Origin of the sequence: Rhodococcus sp. DMF-1, from assembly GCF_021441945.1 — a bacterium.
Lineage (GTDB): Bacteria > Actinomycetota > Actinomycetes > Mycobacteriales > Mycobacteriaceae > Rhodococcus > Rhodococcus ruber.
On record NZ_CP090442.1, the window covers coordinates 1,717,581 to 1,740,047 of the forward strand.

General features: G+C 73.6%; 1 protein-coding gene. It reads left to right on the forward strand.

Going from position 1 to position 22,467, the window contains the following annotated elements; translation table 11 throughout:
* The first annotated feature begins 386 nt into the window (after positions 1–386).
* Positions 387–22,391, forward strand: a complete 22,005-nt coding sequence (locus LZP97_RS08030) for a non-ribosomal peptide synthetase (protein ID WP_234574998.1) — start codon at positions 387–389, stop codon at positions 22,389–22,391.
* Positions 22,392–22,467 lie beyond the last annotated feature (76 nt).

Below are 22,467 nucleotides of genomic sequence, written 5' to 3' on the forward strand. Positions count from 1 at the left end.
GGGGGGTCGGGGCCGGCGCGGGCCGTTTCCGTGAACCGGCTCGAAAGACGGCTCTCGAAACCGTGATTCGCGCTCATTCGGTGACCGGACCGCGATGGAACGGTCACAGTTTCCCGTCGATCTGCGGTCGAGACGGCGACAGGTCCCCGTCGAGGTCTCGACTCGGAAACGATGCGGCCCGGGGGGTCGATTTTTCGCTCCGGTTTCGGGTCGGGATGTCGTCGCGGTGGTCTAGCTTGAGGGAGCGCCCGCTGTCACATCTTCGAGGGCGCGGACGATCGAAGGGGAGAGAGCTACAGCCACGTCGATCCGACCGAGAGGTTTTCCTGCACGGTGCCGGGGGGTGCCAGGACAGCACTGGAATCACTTTCGTGAAGGGGAGTTCGTTGCAAGAGCGGCCGTACATTCCGCCCGGGGCCTTCCCGTTGTCCTCCGCCCAGCGTTCGATCTGGGTCGCGCAACAGCTGGCACCCGAGGTCCCCGTCTGCATCGCCCAGTACGTCGACCTGCCCGGAGACCTCGACCTGGATCTGCTGCGCGCCGTCGCGCACGAGGCCGCGCGCGAGTTCCAGTCGCCGTACCTGCGCGTCGTCGAGGTCGACGGCGAGCCCTACCAGTACGTCGATCCGGACCTCGACCGCAGCGACGTCCCGCTGCTCGACTTCTCCGGGGCCCCGGACCCGATGGCCGCGGCGCAGCAGTGGATGAACACCGACTACGCCACCCCGGTCGATCTGGCCCGCGACCCGCTGGTGAACATGACGATCCTGCGGCTCGGCGAGCGACGGCACCTGTGGTACAGCCGGATCCACCACGTCGCCCTCGACGGTTTCGGCGCCATGACGATGGTCAACCGGATCGCCGCCCTGTACTCGGCGGCCCACGAAGACCGGGCCCCCGAGCCGCCCACCGCCGCCGACCTGCACGCCCTCTACCGATCCGACCTCGACTACCGCGGTTCGAGCCGGTACACGAGCGACCGCGACTACTGGATCGGGCGGGTCGCCGGGCTCGAGGACGGATCGACCCTGGCGCGGCGGACGGCCCCGACCGCCGCGCGCAGCACCCTCGACAGCGTCACCCTGCCCGACGACCTGGTCGCCCGGCTGACCGACGCCGACGCCACGAGCGGATCGTCGGCGGCCGCGACGGTGGTCGCGGCGTTCGCGTGCTACCTCTCCCGGATCACCGGCCGCGCCGACGTGATGCTCAACCTGCCGGTGTTCGCGCGGACCACCGTGGCGGCCAAGCGCTCCGGCGGCATGCTCGTCAACACCGCGCCGCTGCACATCCGCCTCGAGGACACCGACACCCGCGGCGACCTGGTGCACCGCGCCCAGCTGGAACTGACCGGTGCGCTGCGGCACCAGCGCTTCAGCCTCGAGGACATCCGCCGCGAGACCGGCACCACCGGCCGGGCCCGCAGCTACGGCGGACCGATGATCAACGTGATGCTCTTCCGCCAGGAGATCGCGCTCGGCCCCATCCGCGGCGAGTTCCACATCATGACCTCGGGTCCGGTCGAGGACCTGCTGGTCAACATCTATCAGAGCGGCACCCCCGCCCGGACGTTCGTGGACTTCCGCGGCAATCCCCACCAGTACGAGCCGGACGAGCTGCGCGAGCACCACGCTCGCTTTGTCGAGCTGTTCGGCGAGTTCCTGCGGGCCGAACCGGACACGCCGGTCGCGCGCATCCACCCCGCGACCGCCGCCGTCGCCGAGCGCCTGCGCCGCGACGCCGACCTCGAGCGGTTCTGGCGGGCCGCCCTGGCCGGGGCGCCCGAACACCTCGAGCTGCCCGCCGACCGTCGCCGCACCGGTCCGCGCAGCACCCCCGTCGCCGCCCGCCTCGACCTACCCGTCCCCGCCGAGCTGGGGGACCGGGTGGGCGACCTCGCCCGGCGCCACGGCGTCACCGCCACCGAGGTGCTGCACGCCGCCGCCGCGGTCCTCGTCGCCCGGCTCACCGCTGGCGCCGACACCCTCGTCGGACTGTCCACCCCAGCCGGGGCGCTGCCGCTGCGGGTGCGGCTCGACGAGAACGAGCCGTTCGCCGAGCTGCTCGGTCGGGTCGCGGCGATCCACGCCGCCGCCACCGCCCACGCCGACGTCCCGGCCGACCGGCTCGCCCGGTGCTTCGACGCACAGCACGTGCCGGCCCTGCCGGTGCTTCTCGACCCCGGCGGCACCGCCGCCGACGACGGCCTCGCGCACGCCGAACTCGCGCTGCACACCGCGACCGGCCCCGACGGCACCCACCTGCGGGGTACGTACGCCACCGACCTCTACGACCCCGCCACCGCACGATCGTTCTTCGAACGTTTGCTGCGGGTTCTGGGCACCGTCGCCGCCGACCCCACCGCCCCGGTCGGCAGCGTCGACATCGTCTTCCCGGACGAAGCGGCGCAGCTGAGCCCGGTCCGCGGACTGCCCGGCGTGTCCCCGCAGCTGTGGCCCGAGATCCTCACCGCGGTGGCTTCGCACGTCCCGGAGGCGAGTGCGCTCGAGTTCGAGGGCCGCACGATGACGTACGGGCAGCTCGACGCCTGGTCCGATCGGGTCGCCCGGGTCCTGATCGACGCCGGCGCCGGGCCGGAGACGTTCGTCGCCCTCGGCATCGCCCGATCCCTCGAATCGGTGGCCGCGATCTGGGCGGTGGCCAAGTCCGGTGCCGCCTACATGCCGGTCGACCCGACGTACCCGGCCGAGCGGATCGAGTACATGCTCGCCGACTCCGGGGCGGTGCTCGGGCTGACCACCACCGCCCACCGCGACGGCCTGCCGGACGACGTGCCGTGGCTGGTGCTCGACGACGCGGAGTTCGTCACGGCGCTGGACTCGGTCCCCGACGGCCCGTTGTCGGACCTCGACCGGCGCGGCGCGCTGCACTTCGACCATCCCGCCTACCTGATCTACACCTCCGGGTCCACCGGTCGACCCAAGGGCGTGGTGGTCCCGCATCGCGGTCTGGCGAACCTGTGCGCCGAACTGCACGGCCGGCACGGCCCCACCTTGCACTCGCGGGTCTCGCACTTCTCGTCGCCGAGCTTCGACGCCTCGGTGTACGAGTACATGACCGCCTTCGCGATCGGCGCCACCCTCGTCGTGGTGCCCCCGACGATCTACGGCGGCGAGGAACTCGCCCGCTTCTTCCGCGAGCAACGCATCACCCATGCCTTCTCCACCCCCGCGGCGCTGGCCTCGGTCGACCCGGAGGGCGTCGCCGCCGAGTCGGTCACCGTCGCCGGGGACGCGTGCCCGCCCGAACTCGTCGCCCGCTGGGCCCCGGGCCGACGGATGTTCAACGCGTACGGCCCGACCGAGGCCACCATCGTCGTCAACATCTGCGGCCCGCTGACGCCGGCACCGGCGATCCCGATCGGCACCCCCGTGCGCGGCACCCACGAGGTCGTCCTGGACTCCCGACTGCGGCCGGTGCCGGTCGGGGTCGCCGGCGATCTCTACATCGCCGGACCGGGCATCACCCGCGGCTACCGCGGCCGGCCCGGGCTCAGCGCCGAACGGTTCGTCGCCGACCCGTTCGGGGCGCCGGGGGAGCGGATGTACCGCACCGGCGACGTGGTGCGCTGGCGCACCGACGGCGACCTCGAGTACCTCGGGCGTTCCGATTTCCAGGTCAAGGTCCGTGGGTTCCGCATCGAGCTCGGCGAGATCGACACCGTCCTGACCGCCCACGACGATGTCGCGTTCGCGGTGACGATCGGGCACACCGCCCCGTCCGGCGACACCGTCCTGGTGTCCTACGTGCTGCCGCCGGCCGGGCACACCGCCGAACCCGGCGCCCTCCTCGCGCACCTGTCGCGGAGCCTGCCGGCGCACATGGTGCCCACGGCGATCGTCGTCCTCGACGAGATCCCCCTCACTCCCGTCGGCAAGCTCGACCGGCGTGCGCTGCCGGTGCCCGTGCTCGCGCCCGACGGCAGCACCTACGTCGCGCCGTCCTCCGACGCCGAACGGACGGTGGCGCAGGTGTTCGCCGAACTCCTCGGCGTCGACCGCGTCGGTGTCGACGACAGCTTCTTCGATCTCGGCGGGAACTCGCTGATCGCCACCCGGGTGGTCGCCCGCGTCAACGCCGCCCTCGGCACCGACCTGGGCGTGCGGGCATTGTTCGAGGCCCCCACGGTGCGGACCCTGGCCGCCCTGACCGCCGGCGCCGGCGCGGGCACCCGGGCGCCGCTGGTGGCCGGGCCCCGCCCGGACGTGCTCCCGGTCTCCGCAGCGCAGCAGCGGATGTGGTTCGTCAACCAGCTCGACACCACCTCCCCGGCCTACAACATCCCGATGGCGATCCGGCTGCGCGGCCGACTCGACCGCGACGCCCTCACCGCCGCCGTCACCGATGTGCTCGCCCGCCACGAGGCCCTGCGCACCGAGTTCCCGGCCACCGCCGACGGACCCGTCCAGCGGATCCGCCCGGTCGAGCAGGTGCCCGTCGATCTCACCGCGACGACCGTCACCGCCGATGGGCTGGCGCAGCGGGTGGCGGCGGAGGTGACCGCGGGGTTCGATGTGGCGGCGCAGGTGCCGGTGCGGGTGCGGTTGTTCGTGCTCGGCGACGGGGAGCATGTGCTGGTGTTCGTGGTGCATCACATCGCGGCGGACGGGGCGTCGATGGCGCCGCTGGCGCGGGACCTGATGACTGCCTACGCCGCCCGCACCGACGGCTCCGCGCCCGCCTGGACGCCCCTCGAGGTGCAGTACGCCGACTACGCGCTGTGGCAGCGGGAGGTCCTCGGCGACCCGGCCGACCCGGACTCGCTCGCCGCCGCCCAACTCGACTACTGGCGCGAGACCCTGTCCGGGGCACCGGAAGTGCTGGCGCTGCCCACCGACCGGCCCCGCCCGCCGCACCAGTCGTTCCGCGGCGCCACCGTCCGCTTCGACGTCGGTGCCGAGCTGTACCGGGCCGTCGGCGAACTGGCCCGCACCCACGGCGCCACCCCCTTCATCACCGTGCACGCCGCCCTGGCGGTGCTGCTGTCCCGGCTGTCGGGCAGCGACGACGTCACCGTGGGCACCCCCGTCTCCGGTCGCGGCGACCGTGCCCTCGACGATCTGGTCGGCATGTTCGTCAACACCGTGGTGCTGCGCACCCCCGTCGACGCGCAGCACACCTTCGCCGAACACCTGACCCGCGTGCGGGACCGGGACCTCGACGCCCTCGCCCACACCGACCTGCCGTTCGATGCCCTGGTCGATGCCGTCCCCGGCCACCGGTCCGAGGCGTACGCGCCGCTGTTCCAGGTGATGCTGGCATTCCAGAACACCGAGTCGGCCCGCCTGCAGCTACCCGACCTGACCGTCGACGTCTCCGAAATCGACACCGGCACCACCAAATTCGATCTGCACCTGACCCTGACCGAGGTCCCCGGCCACGACGGCGCCGCCCTCACCGGCGCCCTGTCGTATGCGACCGACCTGTTCGACCCCGGCACCGTCACCGCCCTCACCGAGCGGTTCGTGAGGCTGCTCACCGCCGTGACCGCCGCCCCGCACGTCCCCGTCGGCGACCTCGACCTGCTCGAGGGGGGAGAACGGGAGCTGATCCTGCGGCGCTGGAACGCCACCGACGCGCCCCGCACCGCGCACACCCTCGCCGACCTGTTCGCCCGGCAGGCCGCCCGCACGCCCGACGCCGACGCCGTCGTGTTCGGCGACGAGACCGTGACGTACGCCGACTTCGACGCCCGCACCAACCGGCTCGCCCGGCACCTGATCGCCGCCGGGGTCGGTCCGGACCGTCTCGTCGGTCTCGCGATGCGCCGCTCGGTCGAGCTGCTCGTCGGGATGTACGCGGTGATCAAGGCCGGCGGCGCGTACCTGCCGCTCGACCCCGACCATCCCGCCGACCGGCTCGAGTACGTCCTGGACAACGCCCGCCCGGTGTGCGTGCTCACCACCACCGCCGACCGGACACCGCTGCCCACCTCCGTCCCGGTCCTCGAGCTGGACCGGCTGGAGCCGAGCGGCGAGTCCGCCGCCGCCCTCACCCCGCAGGAGCGCACCGCCCCGCTGACGGGGGACCACCTCGCCTACGTGCTCTACACCTCCGGCTCCACCGGCCGCCCCAAGGGGGTCGCGGTCCCGCACGCCGCGATCGTCAACCGGCTGCGGTGGATGCAGCACGCCTACCCGCTCACCGCCGAGGACACCGTCCTGCAGAAGACCCCGTTCACGTTCGACGTGTCGGTGTGGGAGTTCTTCTGGCCGTTGCACACCGGGGCTCGGCTCGTCGTCGCCGCACCCGACGGGCACCGCGACCCCGCCTACCTGACCACCGTCGTCGAGCAGCAGCACGTCACCGTGGCGCATTTCGTGCCGTCCATGCTCGCGGTGTTCGTCGCGGCCACCGACGCGGGCCGCTGCCCGTCGCTGCGGCTGCTGTTCTGCAGCGGCGAGGCGCTGCCCCCTGCCACGGTCACCGCCGCCCACGCGGCGTTCCCCGCCGCCGCGCTGCACAACCTGTACGGGCCCACCGAGGCCGCCGTCGACGTCACCTCGTGGGCGTGCACCGACGACGACGCCGACGTCGTGCCGATCGGTGCACCGGTGTGGAACACCCGCGTCCACGTCCTCGACGCGCGGCTGCACCCCGTCCCCGTCGGTGCCGTCGGCGAGCTGTACCTGTCCGGCATCCAGCTCGCCCGCGGCTACGTCGGGCGCGGCGACCTGACCGCCGACCGGTTCGTCGCCGACCCCTTCGGTCCACCCGGCACCCGCATGTACCGCACCGGCGACCTCGTGTCCTGGCGCCGCGACGGCAACCTGGTCTACCTCGGCCGTTCCGACTTCCAGGTCAAGCTCCGGGGGCTGCGAATCGAACTCGGCGAGATCGAGCACGCGTTGCTCGCCGACCCGGTCGTCGCGCAGACCGCCGTCGTGGTGCACCGGCCCACCGGCGCCGCCGACGGTTCCGACGGGGTGCTCGTGGCGTACGTGGTACCCGAGTCCGACCGCACCGTCGACACCGCGGCCCTGCTCAAGGCGGCCGCCGCCCGGCTGCCCGGCTACATGGTGCCCACCCACGTCGTCGTCCTCGACCGGCTCCCGCTGAACCCGAACGGCAAGCTCGACCGCAAGGCCCTGCCCGCCCCGGATCTCGCCGCCGACCGGGCGGCGGAACACGTCGCGCCGCGGACCCCGGTCGAACAGGTGCTGGCCGAGATCTTCGCCGATCTGCTCGCGGTACCGAGGGTCGGTGTGCACGACAACTTCCTGGAACTGGGCGGAAACTCGTTGCTGGCCATGCGGATGGCCGCGCGGATCGCCGCCGCGACCGGCGCCGAGGTGGGCGTGCGGGACCTGTTCGACGCACCCACCGTCGCGGCCCTGGCCGAGCGGCTACGTGACCGTGACGCCGCCGCCCGGCCCCCGCTCGCCGCCGTGACCCGGCCGCCGGTGGTCCCGCTGTCCCCGGCGCAGCAGCGCATGTGGTTCATCAACCAGTTCGACACGACGTCCCCGGCCTACAACATCGCCGTCGCGTTGCGCCTGGCCGGGACGCTGGACCACGCCGCGCTGCGGGCCGCCGCCGCCGACGTCGCCGCCCGGCACGAGACACTGCGCACGCGCTACCCGCTCACCGACGACGGCCCGGTACAGGTCGTGCTGCCCGTCGCGGTGTGGCAGCCCGACTTCACCGTCACCCCCGTCGAGACCGAGGACACGGTGCCCGCGCACATCGACCGGATCGTCGGCACCGGCTTCGACGTCGCCACCGAGGTGCCGGTGCGGATCCGGCTGCTCACCGTCACCGACACCGACCACGTGCTGGTCCTGGTCGTGCACCACATCGCCGCCGACGGATTCTCGATGGGACCGCTGGGGCGGGATCTGATGACCGCGTACGCCGCCCGCGCCGAGGGGCACGCCCCCACCTGGTCGCCGCTGCCGGTGCAGTACGCCGACTACACGCTGTGGCAGCACACCGTGCTGGGCGACGAGTCCGAGCCCGCCTCCCTCGCCGCAAGGCAGCTCGCGTTCTGGCACGACACCCTGGCCGGGGCACCGGAACTGCTCGAGCTGCCGTGGGATCGGCCGCGCCCGGTGCAGCAGTCCGGCCGCGGTGCCCGCGTGGCCTTCGAGATCGGCACCGACACCCATCGCGGGATGCTCGCGTTGGCCCGCGCGCACGACGCGTCGCTGTTCATGGTCGTGCATGCGGCGCTCACGGTGCTGCTGGCCCGGCTGTCCACCAGCGACGACATCGTGATCGGCACCCCCGTCGCCGGCCGCGGCGACCGCGCCCTCGACGATCTCGTCGGCATGTTCGTCAACACCGTCGTGCTGCGGGCCCCGGTCGACGAACGCGAACGGTTCGATTCGCTGCTGCGGCGCGTCCGCTCGGCGGACCTGGCGGCCTTCGGCCAGGCCGACGTCCCGTTCGAGCGGCTCGTCGAGGCCCTCGACCCGCCCCGGTCGACGTCCTACCCGCCGCTGTTCCAGGTGCTGCTCGAATTCCAGGACATCGAGCGCCCCGACATCGCCCTGCCCGGGGCGACGGCCCGCGTGCTCGACCTCGATCCGGGCCTGTCCCCGTTCGACCTGCAGCTGTCGATCGCCGAACGGCCCGCCGGATCCGGCGTGCAGGCGGCGTTCACGTACGCCACCGACCTGTTCGACGCGGCCACAATCGCCTCGTTCGCGGACCGGTTCGTGCGGATCCTCGACGCCGTCACCGCGGATGCGGCCGTGACGGTGGGGGACGTGGAGATCGTCACCCCCCGCGAATTCGCCACCCTCGCCCCGGCGCGGGGCCGGCCCGCGGTCTCCCCTCAGCTGTGGCCCGAACTGCTGTCGTCGGTGGCGGCGATCGTGCCGGAGGCGGTCGCGCTGTCGTTCGAAGGCCGCACCGTCACCTACGGTGAGCTCGACGCCTGGTCCAACCGGCTGGCCCGGGTCCTCGTCGAGCGCGGCGTCGGACCCGAATCCTTCGTCGCGCTGGGGATTTCCCGATCGATCGAGTCGGTGGCGGCGGTGTGGGCGGTGACCAAGTCCGGGGCGGCGTTCGTCCCCGTCGATCCCGGCTACCCGCCCGAGCGGATCGCCTACATGCTCGACGACTGCCGGGCCGTCCTCGGGCTGACCACCACCGCCCACCGTGACGTGTGGCCCGCCGACTCGGTGCCGTGGCTGCTGCTCGACGACCCCGGCCTGCGCCGCGGACTCGACGACGTCTCGCCCGCCCCGGTCACCGACGACGACCGTCGGGCCCCGCTGCGGTACGACCATCCGGCCTACCTGATCTACACCTCCGGCTCGACCGGTCGACCCAAGGGCGTCGTCGTCACCCACCGCGGCCTGACGAACCTCAATGCCGAAGTGCGCGAACACTTCTCGATCACCCACCGGGCCCGCGTGTCGCATCTGGCCTCGCCGAGCTTCGACGCGTCCCTGTTCGAGCTGACCAAGGCGTTCTGCGCCGGCGCCACTCTCGTCATCGTGCCGCCCACCGTCTACGGCGGCGAGGAACTCGCCCGCATCCTGCGCGAGGAACACATCACCCACGCCTTCGTCACCCCCACCACCCTCGCCTCCCTCGACCCCACCGGGCTCGACGAGCTGCGCGTGCTCGTCGTCGCCGGGGAGGCCTGCCCACCGGAACTGGTCGACCGGTGGGCGCCGGGCCGGCACATGTACAACGGCTACGGCCCGTCCGAGGCCACCATCGAAACCAGCGTCAGCCCCGACATGCGTCCGGACACCACCGTCACCGTCGGCGGCCCCGCGATCGGTTTCCACGAGGTCGTCCTCGACGAACGACTGCGGCCTGTCCCCACCGGGGTCGCCGGTGAGCTCTACATCGCCGGCGCCGGCCTCGCCCGCGGCTACCATCGTCGCCCCGACCTGACCGCCGCCCGGTTCGTCGCCGACCCGTTCGGGGCGCCGGGGGAGCGGATGTACCGCACCGGCGACGTGGTGCGCTGGCGCACCGACGGCACCGTCGAGTACCTCGGGCGCTCCGATTTCCAGGTCAAGGTCCGTGGGTTCCGCATCGAGCTCGGCGAGATCGACACCGTGCTGACCGCCCACGACGATGTCGCGTTCGCGGTGACGATCGGGCACACCACCCCGTCCGGCGACACCGCCCTCGTCGCCTACGTGCTGCCGGAGACCGGCCACCACGTCGACACCGCCGCGCTGCGCGCCCACGTCGCCGGGCAACTGCCGGCGCACATGGTGCCCGCCGCGGTCGTCGTCCTCGACGAGATCCCGCTCACCCCGGTCGGCAAGCTCGACCGCCGCGCCCTGCCGGTACCCGACCTGTCGGCCACCGGCGAATACCGCGCCCCGGCCACCGAGACCGAGACCGTCATCGCCGAAATCGTCGCCGAGGCCCTCGGCCACGAGAAGGTCTCCGTCGACGACAGCTTCTTCGATCTCGGCGGGAACTCGCTGATCGCCACCCGGGTGGTCGCCCGCGTCAACGCCGCCCTCGGCACCGACGCCGGGGTGCGGGTGCTGTTCGAGGCCCCCACGGTGCGGACCCTGGCCGCCCGCATCCTCGACGACCACGCCGGCGGCCCCCGCGTCCCCCTCACCGCGGGCCCGCGCCCGGATAGGATCCCGCTGTCCCCGGCGCAGCAGCGGATGTGGTTCGTCAACCAGTTCGACACCACCTCGGCCGCCTACAACATCCCGCTGGCAATCCGGCTGACCGGCCGCCTCGACCGGGCAGCGCTCACCGCCGCCGTGCACGACCTGATCGCCCGTCACGAAACCCTGCGCACCTGGTACCCGAGCGAGAACACCGGACCGGCGCAGCTGGTCACCGATCCCGCCCAGGCCACCCCCGACCTCGATCCGGTCCCGGTGTCCGCCGGTGAGCTGGCGCAGCGGGTGGCGGCGGAGGTGACCGCGGGGTTCGATGTGGCGGCGCAGGTGCCGGTGCGGGTGCGGTTGTTCGTGCTCGGCGACGGGGAGCATGTGCTGGTGTTCGTGGTGCATCACATCGCGGCGGACGGGGCGTCGATGGCGCCGCTGGCGCGGGACCTGATGACCGCCTACGCCGCCCGCACCCGGGGACAGGACCCGGCGTGGACGCCGCTGCCGGTGCAGTACGCCGACTACGCGCTGTGGCAGCGGGAGGTCCTCGGCGACCCGGCCGACCCGGACTCGCTGACCGCCCGGCAGCTCGACTACTGGCGCACCGCCCTGGCCGACCTGCCGGAGATCCTGCCCCTGCCCACCGACCGGCCCCGCCCGCCGCACCAGTCGTTCCGCGGCGCCACCGTCCGCTTCGACGTCGAACCCGACCTGCACCGCCGCCTCACCGACCTCGCCGCCGCCCACGGCGCCACCGCGTTCATGGCCGTGCACGCCGCCCTGACGGTGCTGCTGGCACGACTGTCGGGCAGCGACGACATCGCGGTGGGCACTCCCATCGCCGGCCGGGGGCATCGTGCCCTCGACGATCTGGTCGGCATGTTCGTCAACACCCTGGTGCTGCGCACCCCGGTCACCCCCGCCCTGCCGTTCACCGACCACCTCGAACGCACCCGCGAGGTCGATCTCGCCGCCTTCGGCCACGCGGACCTGCCCTTCGAGAAACTCGTCGACGCCCTCGCCCCCACCCGCGCCACCGACCACGCCCCACTCGTCCAGGTGGTCCTCGAATTCCAGAACAACGAACGCGCCCACCTGCAGCTGCCGGACCTGACCGTCGACGCCCTCGACGCCGACGCCCCCGTCGCCAAGTTCGACCTGCAGCTGACGATGGGGGAGAACCCGCCCGCCGGTCCCGACCCCGCCGGCATGACCGGCGCCTTCACCTTCGCCACCGACCTGTTCGACGCCGCCACCGTCACCACCTTCGCCGAGCGGTTCGTGCGGCTGCTCACCGCCGTCACCACCGACCCCGCCCGGCCCATCGGCGACCTCGACCTGCTCGACCCGGCCGAACGACCCGCGCCCGCGCCCCGCCCCGTCCGGCACGCCGAGACCCTCACCGCCGTCTTCGCGCGGTCCGTCGCCGCCGGACCCGACACGGTCGCGATCACCGCCCCCACCGACCCGGCCACCCCGGCGCTGACCTACCGCGACCTCGCCGCGCGGGCCCGCCGCCTGGCCCGGGACCTGATCGCCCACGGCGCCGGACCCGACCGGCTCGTCGCCGTCGCCGTGCCCCGTTCCACCGACCTGATCGTCACACTGCTCGCCGTCCTCGAGACCGGCGCCGGATACCTGCCCGTCGACGTGTCCTACCCGCCGGAGCGGCTCGCGTTCCTCTTCGACGACGCCCGGCCGGTGTGCATCGTCAGCACCACCGCCGACACCGCCGCCCTGCCCGCCGGGGACACCCCGGTGCTGCTGCTCGACACCCCCGACACCGCCGCCCGGCTCGCCGACCTACCCGACGGCCCGCTCACCGACGCCGACCGGCTCGGAGCGCTGCACCCCGACCACGCCGCCTACGTCATCTACACCTCCGGCTCGACCGGCCGCCCCAAGGGCGTCGTCGTCCCGCACCGCAACGTCGTCACCCTCCTCGCCGAAACCCAGGGCCGGTTCGGATTCGACGAGCACGACGTGTGGACCATGTTCCACTCCTACGCCTTCGACTTCTCAGTGTGGGAACTGTGGGGCGCCCTCGCCTACGGTGGCCGCCTCGTCGTCGTCGACCACCACACCGCCCGCTCCCCGGAGGCGTTCCTCGACCTGCTGCGCCGCGAGCACGTCACCGTGCTCAACCAGACACCGACCGCGTTCTACCAGCTGATCGAGGCCGACCGCGTCGCCGGTGACCACGCCCTGTCGCTGCGCTACGTCGTCTTCGGCGGCGAGGCCCTCGACCTCGCCCAGCTCGAACGCTGGTATCGCCGCCACCCGGACACCGCCCCGGCGCTGGTGAACATGTACGGCATCACCGAAACCACCGTGCACGTGACCCTGCAGCCGCTGGACCGGCAGTTCGCCGCGACCGCCTCGGCCAGCGTCATCGGCGACGCCATCCCCGGCCTGACGGTGCACGTCCTCGACCGGCGCCTGCACCCGGTGCCGACGGGCGTGATCGGCGAGATGTACGTCTCCGGGGACCAGGCCGCCCGCGGCTACCTCGGCCGCCCCGACCTGACCGCCGCGCGCTTCGTCGCCGACCCGTTCGCCGGCCCGGGCGCGCGCATGTACCGCACCGGCGACCTCGCCCGCCGCCGCCGCGACGGCCGGCTCGAATACCTCGGCCGCAGCGACTTCCAGGTGCAGCTGCACGGTTTCCGCATCGAGCTGGGGGAGGTGGAGGCGGCGTTGCTGCGCTGCCCGGGCGTCGCCCGCGCCGTCGTCGTGCTCCACCGCGACGAGCGGGCCGCCGACCGCCTCGTCGGATACGTGGTTCCGGAGACCGGCGCGACCGTCGACGTGGCCGCCACACTCGAGCAGGTCGCCGTCGGTCTCGCCGCCTACATGGTCCCGGCCACCCTCGTCGTCCTCGACACCCTGCCGGTCACGGCCACCGGCAAACTCGACCGCAGGGCACTGCCCGACCCCGACTTCGGCGCGCTGGCCACCACGACCCGCGCCCCCGCCGGCCACCTCGAAAGGCAGCTCGTCGAGCTGTTCGCGCAGGTCCTCGGCCTCGACACGGTCGGCGTGGACGACTCGTTCTTCGCGCTCGGCGGGGACAGCATCATGTCCATCCAGCTGGTCTCACGCGCCCGCGCCGACGGCATCGAGCTGAGCCCCCGGGACGTGTTCGAACGCAAGACCCCCGCCGCGCTCGCCGCCGTCGCCACCCTCGGCGACGGCCCCGCCGTCCTCGCGGAGCTGCCCGGCCGCGGCGTCGGCGCCGTCCCCCTGACCCCGATCGTGCGGTGGATGCTCGAACGCGGCGGTAGCATCGACCGCTACTCGCAGGCCGCGCTGTTGCGGCTGCCCGCCGGGTTGGACCGTGCCACCCTGACGGCCACGCTGCAGGCGGTGCTGGACCGGCACGACATCCTCCGCGCCCGCCTCGTCCCCGACGTCGACGACCCCGCCGGCGTCGGCCTGCAGGTCCGCGGCCCCGGCGCGGTCACCGCCGATCCGCTCATCCACCGCGTCCCCGTCACCACCGCCGCCGACACCGACGACTTCTTCGCCCTCGCCGCCGCCGAACTCGACGCCGCCGCCGACCGCCTCGACACCGCCGCCGGAATCCTGCTGCAGGCGGTGTGGTTCGACGCCGCCGCCGGCGCCGGGCGCCTGCTGCTGGTCGTGCACCACCTCGCCGTCGACGGGGTGTCCTGGCGCATCCTCGTCCCCGACCTCGCAACCGCGTGGGCCGCCGCCCGTCACGGCACCGCGATCGAGGACACCCCCGCCGGCACCTCCGTGCGACGCTGGGCGCACGCCCTCGTCGACGCCGCGCACCGCGCCGACAGTGTCGCCGAACTCGACCGCTGGACCGCGATCCTCGACGGGGACGACCCGCTGCTCGGGGACCGTCCGCTCGACCCGGTCGTCGACACCAACGCCACGGTCCGCACCCTGGCCACCGACCTGCCCGCCGACGTCACCGCAGCGCTGCTGACCACGGTGCCCGGCGCGTTCCACGGCACCGTCAACGACGGCCTGCTCACCGCCCTGGCACTGGCGGTCACCGCCTGGCGCCGCGACCGCGGCACCGTCACCGACCACGTCCTGATCGCGCTCGAGGGTCACGGCCGCGAAACCGCCGTCGCCCCCGGCGCGGACCTCTCCCACACCGTCGGGTGGTTCACCACCATTCATCCGGTCCGGTTCGACCTGAGCGATGTCGACCTGCCGGATGCGCTCGACGGCGGCGACGCTGCCGGCGCCGCCGTCAAGGCCGTCAAGGAACAACTCGCCGCCGTCCCCGACCACGGCATCGGGTTCGGCCTGCTGCGCTACCTCAACGCCGACACCGCCGCCCGGTTGCGCACCCGCCCCGCCCCGCAGATCAGCTTCAACTACCTGGGTCGGCTCACCCCGGGCGTCACCGACGCGGACACCCCGTGGCTCCCGGTCGACGCCTTCGACCGGGGCGGCGCGCAGAGCCCGGACATGCCGGCCGCCGCGGTCGTCGACATCAACGCCGTCACCGTGCCCACCACCGACGGGCCCGTGCTGCGCGCCACCTGGTCCTACCCGCAGCACCTGCTCACCGACGCCGACGTCGCCGCCCTCACCGAGCGGTGGGCGGCCGCCGCCGCCGCCCTCGCCCGGCACGTCCACCGCCCGCACGCCGGGGGCCTGACCCCGTCCGACGTGCCCCTCGTCGCCCTCGACCAGCCCGCCCTCGACCGCCTCGAACGCCACTACCGCGCGGCCGGGCACGACGGCGGCCTGGCCACCGTGTGGCCCGTCGCCCCGCTGCAGGCCGGGTTGCTGTTCCACGCCCTGCTCGCCGAGCAGTCCGCCGACGCCTACGTCGTCCAACTCGTCCTCGACCTGCAGGGCACCGTGGACCCGGACCGGCTGCGCCGCGCCGCGCAACTGCTGCTCGACCGCCACCCCAACCTGCGGGCCGCGTTCGCCGACGACGGCTCCGGCGGTTTCGTGCAGGTCGTGCCCGCCCGCGTCGACCTGCCCTGGACGGTGCTCGACCTGACCGGCCTCGACGACCCGGACCGCCAGGCGGCGCGCCTGCTCGACGAGGACCGCCGCACCCGTTTCGACACCGCCGTCGCCCCGCTGCTGCGCGCCACCCTCGTGCGGGTCGCCGCCGACCGGTACCGACTGGCCCTGACCAACCACCATATCCTGCTCGACGGCTGGTCCACTCCGCTGCTGGTCAAGGATCTGCTGCTGCTCTACGCCACCGACGGCGACACCGCGGCCCTCGGCCGCCCGCGCAGCTACGGCGACTACCTGCGGTGGCTGGCCGGGCAGGACACCGACGTCGCCGCGGACGCCTGGGCCCACGCCCTCGCCGGCCTCGACGAACCCACCCTGCTCGCCCCCACCCACCGGCCCGGTCGCACCGCCGCGGTCTCGCAAGATCTCGACCTGGACCTTCCGGGTGGGCTCGCCGCGCGCCTCGACGCCGTCGCCGCCGACCGCGGCGTGACCGTCAACACCGTGGTGCAGACCGCGTGGGCGCTCGTGCTCGGTGCGCTCACCGGCCGCGACGACGTCGTCTTCGGCGCCACCGTCTCCGGCCGGCCCCCGCAGGTCACCGGAATCGAGTCGATGGTGGGGCTGTTCATCAACACCGTCCCGGTCCGGGTCACCGTGCGCCCCGCCGAGACCCTCGGCGCCCTGCTCGACCGGGTACAGGCCGAGCAGGCGGCCCTGCTCGACCACCACCACATCGGACTGAGCACCATCGAACGCCGGGTCGGCGCCGCCGCCGGCTTCGACACCCTCACCGTGTTCGAGTCCTACCCGGTGGACCGGGCCGGTCTGACCGAGGACACCGACATCGCCGGGATGCGGGTGGCCGGGATCAGCGGCCACGACGCCACGCACTACCCGCTGAGCATCGTCGCCCACCCGGCCGGCAGCGGGGACACCGCCACCCTGCACCTGCGGCTGAAGTACCTGCCCGAAGTCTTCGACCGTGCGACCGTCGAGACCGTCGCCCACCGCATCGAGAAGGTCCTGACCGCCCTCGCCGGCGATCTGCACGCCCCGGCCGCGGCCGTCGACGTGCTCGTCGGCGACGAACGCGCCGCCCTGGCCCCGGTCCGTGGTCCCGTCGGCGGCACCACCCACACCCTGCCGGAGCTGTTCGGCGCGACCGCCGCCGCGCACCCGGACGCCGTCGCGATCGTCGACGGCGCCACCCGGTGGACCTACCGCCGCCTCGACGACTGGTCCACCCGCGCCGCACGCGTCCTGACCGACCTCGGCGTGGGCCCGGAAACCTTCGTGGCCCTGGGCATCTCGCGGTCGCTGCATTCGGTGGCCGCGATGTGGGCCGTCACCAAGACCGGTGCCGCGTTCGTGCCCGTCGACCCGAACTATCCCACCGACCGCATCGCCTTCATGCTCGCCGACAGCGGCGCCGCCCTCGGGCTCACCACCGCCGCACACCACGACACCCTGCCCGGCACCGTCCGCTGGCTCACCGTCGACACCGACGACTTCGCCGCCCGGCTCGCCGACACCCCCGCCGGGCCCCTCGGCGACGCCGACCGCCGCGGCCCCCTGCGGCTGGACCACCCCGCCTACCTCATCTACACCTCCGGTTCCACCGGCCGCCCGAAGGGTGTGGTGACCACCCACCGCAGCCTCGAGAACTTCGCCCTCGACCAGCGGGAGCGGTTCGGGGCCGGACCCGACGCCACCGTCATGCACTTCTCCTCCCCGAGCTTCGACGCCTCGATCTTCGAGTACCTGCTCGCGTTCGGTTCCGGCGCCGCCCTCGCGGTCGTACCGCCCACCGTGTACGGCGGTGAGGAACTCGCCCGCGTCCTGCGCGAGCACGGCGTCACCCACGGCTTCATCACCCCCGCCGCCCTCGCCTCCCTGCCCGCCGCCGACCTCGACGCCTTCGCCGACCTCGCCGTCGGCGGTGAGGCCTGGCCGGCCGAACTACGCGACACCTGGGCACCCGGCCGGCGCCTGGTCAACGCCTACGGCCCCACCGAGACCACGATCATGGCCGCGATCAGCGCCCCGATGACCGCCGCCGGCCCCCTCACCCTCGGGGGACCGCTGCGCGGTGTCCGCGCCGTCGTCCTCGACGCCGCCCTGCGCCCCGTGCCCGCCGGCGTCGCCGGCGAGCTGTACCTCGGCGGCCTCGGCCTGGCCCGCGGCTACCACGCCCGCCCCGACCTGACCGCCGCCCGGTTCGTCGCCGACCCGTTCGGGACGCCGGGGGAGCGGCTGTACCGCACCGGCGACGTGGTGCGCTGGACCGACGCCCTCGAACTGGAATACGTGGGCCGCACCGACTTCCAGGTCAAGGTCCGCGGGTTCCGCATCGAACTCGGCGAGATCGACGCCGCGTTGTGCAGCCACCCGGACGTCGCGTTCGCCGCGACCCTCGGCCACACCGCGCCCTCCGGGGAGACGGTGCTCGTCGCCTACGTGCTGCCCACCCCCGGCCACGAAATCGGCACCGACATCCTGCGCGCGCACGTCGGCGACCGGCTGCCCGCGCACATGGTGCCCGCCGCGGTCGTCGTCCTCGACGAGATCCCGCTCACCCCGGTCGGCAAACTCGACCGCCGCGCCCTGCCCGCACCGGACCTGTCCGGCGGCAGCGGGGACTACATCCCACCGGCCGACGAACTCGAAACCGCCGTCGCCGGGGTGTTCGCCGACGTCCTCGGCCTCGACCGGGTCTCGGTGACCGACAACTTCTTCGACATCGGCGGCAACTCCCTCGTCGCAACCCGCGCCGCGTCGCGTCTCGGCGCCGCCCTCGGCGTCGACCTCGGGGTACGGGCCCTGTTCGAAGCCCCGACCGTCCGCGCCCTCGCGGCCCGGCTCGCCGCGACCCCGGGCACCGAACCGGCCACCGGTGCCGGACCGGTCCGCCGCCCCCGCCCGGACCGCATCCCCCTGTCCCCGGCCCAGCAACGGATGTGGTTCGTCAACCAGTTCGACACCAGCTCCCCGGCCTACAACATTCCGCTCGCGATCCGGCTGACCGGTCATCTGTCCGTCGCCGCGCTCGACACCGCCGTCCGCGACGTCCTGGCCCGGCACGAGAGCCTGCGCACCGTCTACCCGGCCGGCCCCGACGGGCCCGTGCAGCGGATCCTCGACGCCGACGACGTCGGTCTCACCGTCGACGTCGTGCCCGCCACCGAGGACACCGTCCTCGCCGCCGCCGCGGAGTTCGCCGCCACCGGATTCGACGTCACCGTCGACGTGCCGCTGCGGGCGCGGGTGTATGCGCTCGGCCGCGACGAGCACCTCGCCGTCCTCGTCGTCCACCACATCGCCGGGGACGGCTTCTCCACCGGGCCCCTCGCCCGCGACCTGATGACCGCCTACCGCTCACGCACCCGCGGCGACGCCCCCGCCTGGGCGCCACTGGACGTGCAGTACGCCGACTACACCCTCTGGCAGGTCGGCCGCCTCGGCGACGCCGCCGTCCCCGGCTCCCTCGCCGCCACCCAGCTCGACTACTGGCGCACCGCCCTGGCCGGCCTGCCCGAAGTCCTCGCCCTGCCCACCGACCGGCCGCGGCCCGCACAGCAGTCCTTCCGCGGCGACGTCGTCCGCTTCCCGATCGACGCCGCCCTGCACGAACGCCTCACCCGCCTCGCCGCCGCCCGCGGCACGACCGTGTTCATGGCCGTGCACGCGGTGCTGGCGGTGCTGCTGGCGCGGTTGTCGGGCAGCGACGACATCGCGGTGGGCACTCCCATCGCCGGCCGGGGGCATCGTGCCCTCGACGATCTGGTCGGCATGTTCGTCAACACCCTGGTGCTGCGCACCCACGTTCCCGGACAGCGCACCTACGCCGATCTGCTCACCGCCGTCACCACCACCGACCTCGACGCCTTCGCCCACGCCGACGTCCCCTTCGAACAGGTCGTCGAAGCCGTCGACCCGGCCCGTTCCACGGCCCACGCGCCGCTGTTCCAGGTCTCGCTCGAATTCCAGAACACCGCACGTCCCCGCCTCGAACTGCCGCACCTGACCGTCAGTGGCGTGCCGCTCGACCCGACGGTCGCCAACTTCGACCTCGAACTGCTCCTCGGCGAGAACCACGACGACACCGGCGCCCCCGCCGGCTTCGACGCCGCCCTCGTCTACGCCACCGACCTGTTCGACGCCGACACGGTCACCGCCTTCGCGGACCGGTTCGTCCGCCTGCTCGACGCCGTCACCGCCGCCCCCGACACCCCCGTCGGCGACATCGACCTCGTCACCGACGAGGAGCGTCGTGCCCTGGTCCCCGCCCACGGCCCGCACACCCTCGGCACCCGGGTGTGGCCGCAGATCCTCGCCGACGCCGTCGCCGTCGACCCGGACGCCCTCGCCGTCGTCGACGGGCCCCGCCGCGCCACCTACCGCGAACTCGACGCCCACTCGAGCCGCCTCGCCCGGATGCTCGTCGACTACGGTGTCGGCCCCGAGACGGTCGTCGCCCTCGGTCTGCCCCGCAGCCTCGACTCCGTGACCGCCCTGTGGGCCGTGACCAAGACCGGCGCCGCGTTCGTGCCCGTCGACCCGAGCTACCCGCGTGAACGCATCGAGTACATGCTCACCGACAGCGGTGCCGCCCTCGGCCTCACCGTCACCGCCCATCGCGACGGGCTGCCCGCCACCGTGCCGTGGTTCGCGCTGGACTCCGCCACCACCGTCGCCGAACTCGCGCCGTACGCACCCGAGCCCCCGACCGACGCCGAGCGCACCGCGACCCTCGAACCCGACCATCCCGCCTACCTGATCTACACCTCCGGGTCGACCGGCCGCCCCAAGGGCGTCGTGCTCACCCACCGCGGCCTGTCCGACCTCGCCGTCGAGGAACACCTGCACCTCGACGTCCGGCCCGGCAGCCGCGTCTCGCACCTGGCCTCGCCGAGCTTCGACGCCTCGGTGTTCGAACAGATGATGGCCCTCTCGGCCGGTGCCACCCTCGTGATCGTGCCCCCGGCCGTGTACGGCGGCGACGAACTCGCCGAGGTCCTGCACGCCGAACAGGTCACGCACGCGTTCATCACCCCGACCGCGCTGGCCTCCCTCGACCCGGACACCGTCGACAGCGTGGGGGTTCTCCTCGTCGCCGGTGAGGCCTGCCCTCCCGAACTCGTCGCCCGGTGGGCCCCCGGCCGCCGCCTGGTCGACGCCTACGGCCCCACCGAGGCGACCATCATGACCTCCATCAGCGATCCTTTGGCGCCGGGGGAACCCGTCACCATCGGCCGGCCCACCCGCGCCTTCCACGCCGTCGTCCTCGACGCCCGGCTGCGACCGGTGCCCGTCGGGGTCGCCGGTGAGTTGTACGTCGCGGGACCGGGCCTCGCGCGGGGCTACCACGCCCGCCCCGACCTGACCGCCGCGCGGTTCGTCGCCGACCCGTTCGGGGCGCCGGGGGAGCGGCTGTACCGCACCGGCGACGTGGTGCGCTGGACCAAGGACCACAGCCTCGAATACGTCGGTCGCTCCGATTTCCAGGTCAAGGTCCGCGGGTTCCGCATCGAACTCGCCGAGATCGACGCCGCGCTCACCGGGCACCGGGACGTGGTGTTCGCACACACCGTCGGCCGCACCGCCCCGTCCGGGGAGACCGTCCTCGCCTCGTACGTCCTGCCGGCCCCCGGCCGCGCCCCCGATCCCGCCGACATAAAAGCATTTGCAGCGCAACAACTTCCGGGCCACATGGTGCCGACCGCCGTGGTCGTGCTCGACAGGATCCCGCTCACGCCGGCCGGCAAACTGGACCGGCGGGCCCTCCCGGAGCCGGACTTCGCCGCGCTCGGCGGCACCTACCGCGCCCCGGCCACGGAACTCGAACACACCGTGGTGGGGGTATTCGTCGACTATCTCGGCCTGGACCGGGTCTCGGTCGACGACAACTTCTTCGACCTCGGCGGCACCTCGCTGCTCGCCACCCGGATGCTGCCGGCACTCGGTGAGCGCCTCGGGCGGCCCGTCCCGCTGCACTCGATCTTCACGCATCCGACCCCCGCCGGCCTCGCCGCCCACCTCGGTGGCCCGCAGGAACGCACCGGCATCGACGAGGCCCTGCAGGTGCTCGTCCCCCTGCGCGACGGCACCGGCGCACCGCTGTTCTGCGTCCACCCGGCCGCCGGGTTGTCGTGGGCCTACGCGCCGCTCGCCCAGCGCATCGGCGGCGACCGCCCCGTCTACGGGCTCCAGTTGCCCACTCTCAGTGGTGGTCCCGCCCCGGAGTCGGTCACTGCGCTGGCCCAGCGGTACGTCGAGGAGATCCGCCGTATCCAGCCGCACGGCCCCTATCACCTGCTCGGCTGGTCGCTCGGCGGCGTCGTCGCCCACGCCGTCGCCGTGGAACTGCGCCGGGGAGGGGAGCGGGTGGACACCCTCGCCCTGCTCGACAGTCACCTCAGCGTCCGGGGCGCCGGCTCGGTCGGGATCCGCGACATGCTCCGCGATCTGGGTGTGCCGTTCGACGCCGAACAGGAACCGACCTACGAGCAGGCGTCGGAGCTGCTCGATGCGGCGCTGGGCGGCGACACCGGTCTGACCGCCGCGCACCTCGAGCGGATCCACCGGGGCTCGGCCGCCGCGTTGCGGGCCGCCCGCCGGCACGGGCCCGCCACCTTCGACGGGGACGTGCTGTTCTTCACCGCCGTCCGGTCCGCCGCTCCGGTCGCGGCGGTCGCGGCCTGGCACAACGTGGTGTCGGGGGAGATCCACCAGTACCGGATCGACTGCGATCACCACGAGATGGTGTCCCCGCACGCGGTCGAGGCGATCGTGCAGGTCCTGTCGGCGCGACTGGCGGACCCGGCGGTCACCGGCGCGGGCCCACGGAACTGAAATCGCCGTCGGGACAGCATCTTCCGTATCCCCGCGGACGGTCACGGACGGGGCGAGGTCCCGCAGCGAAGGAGGG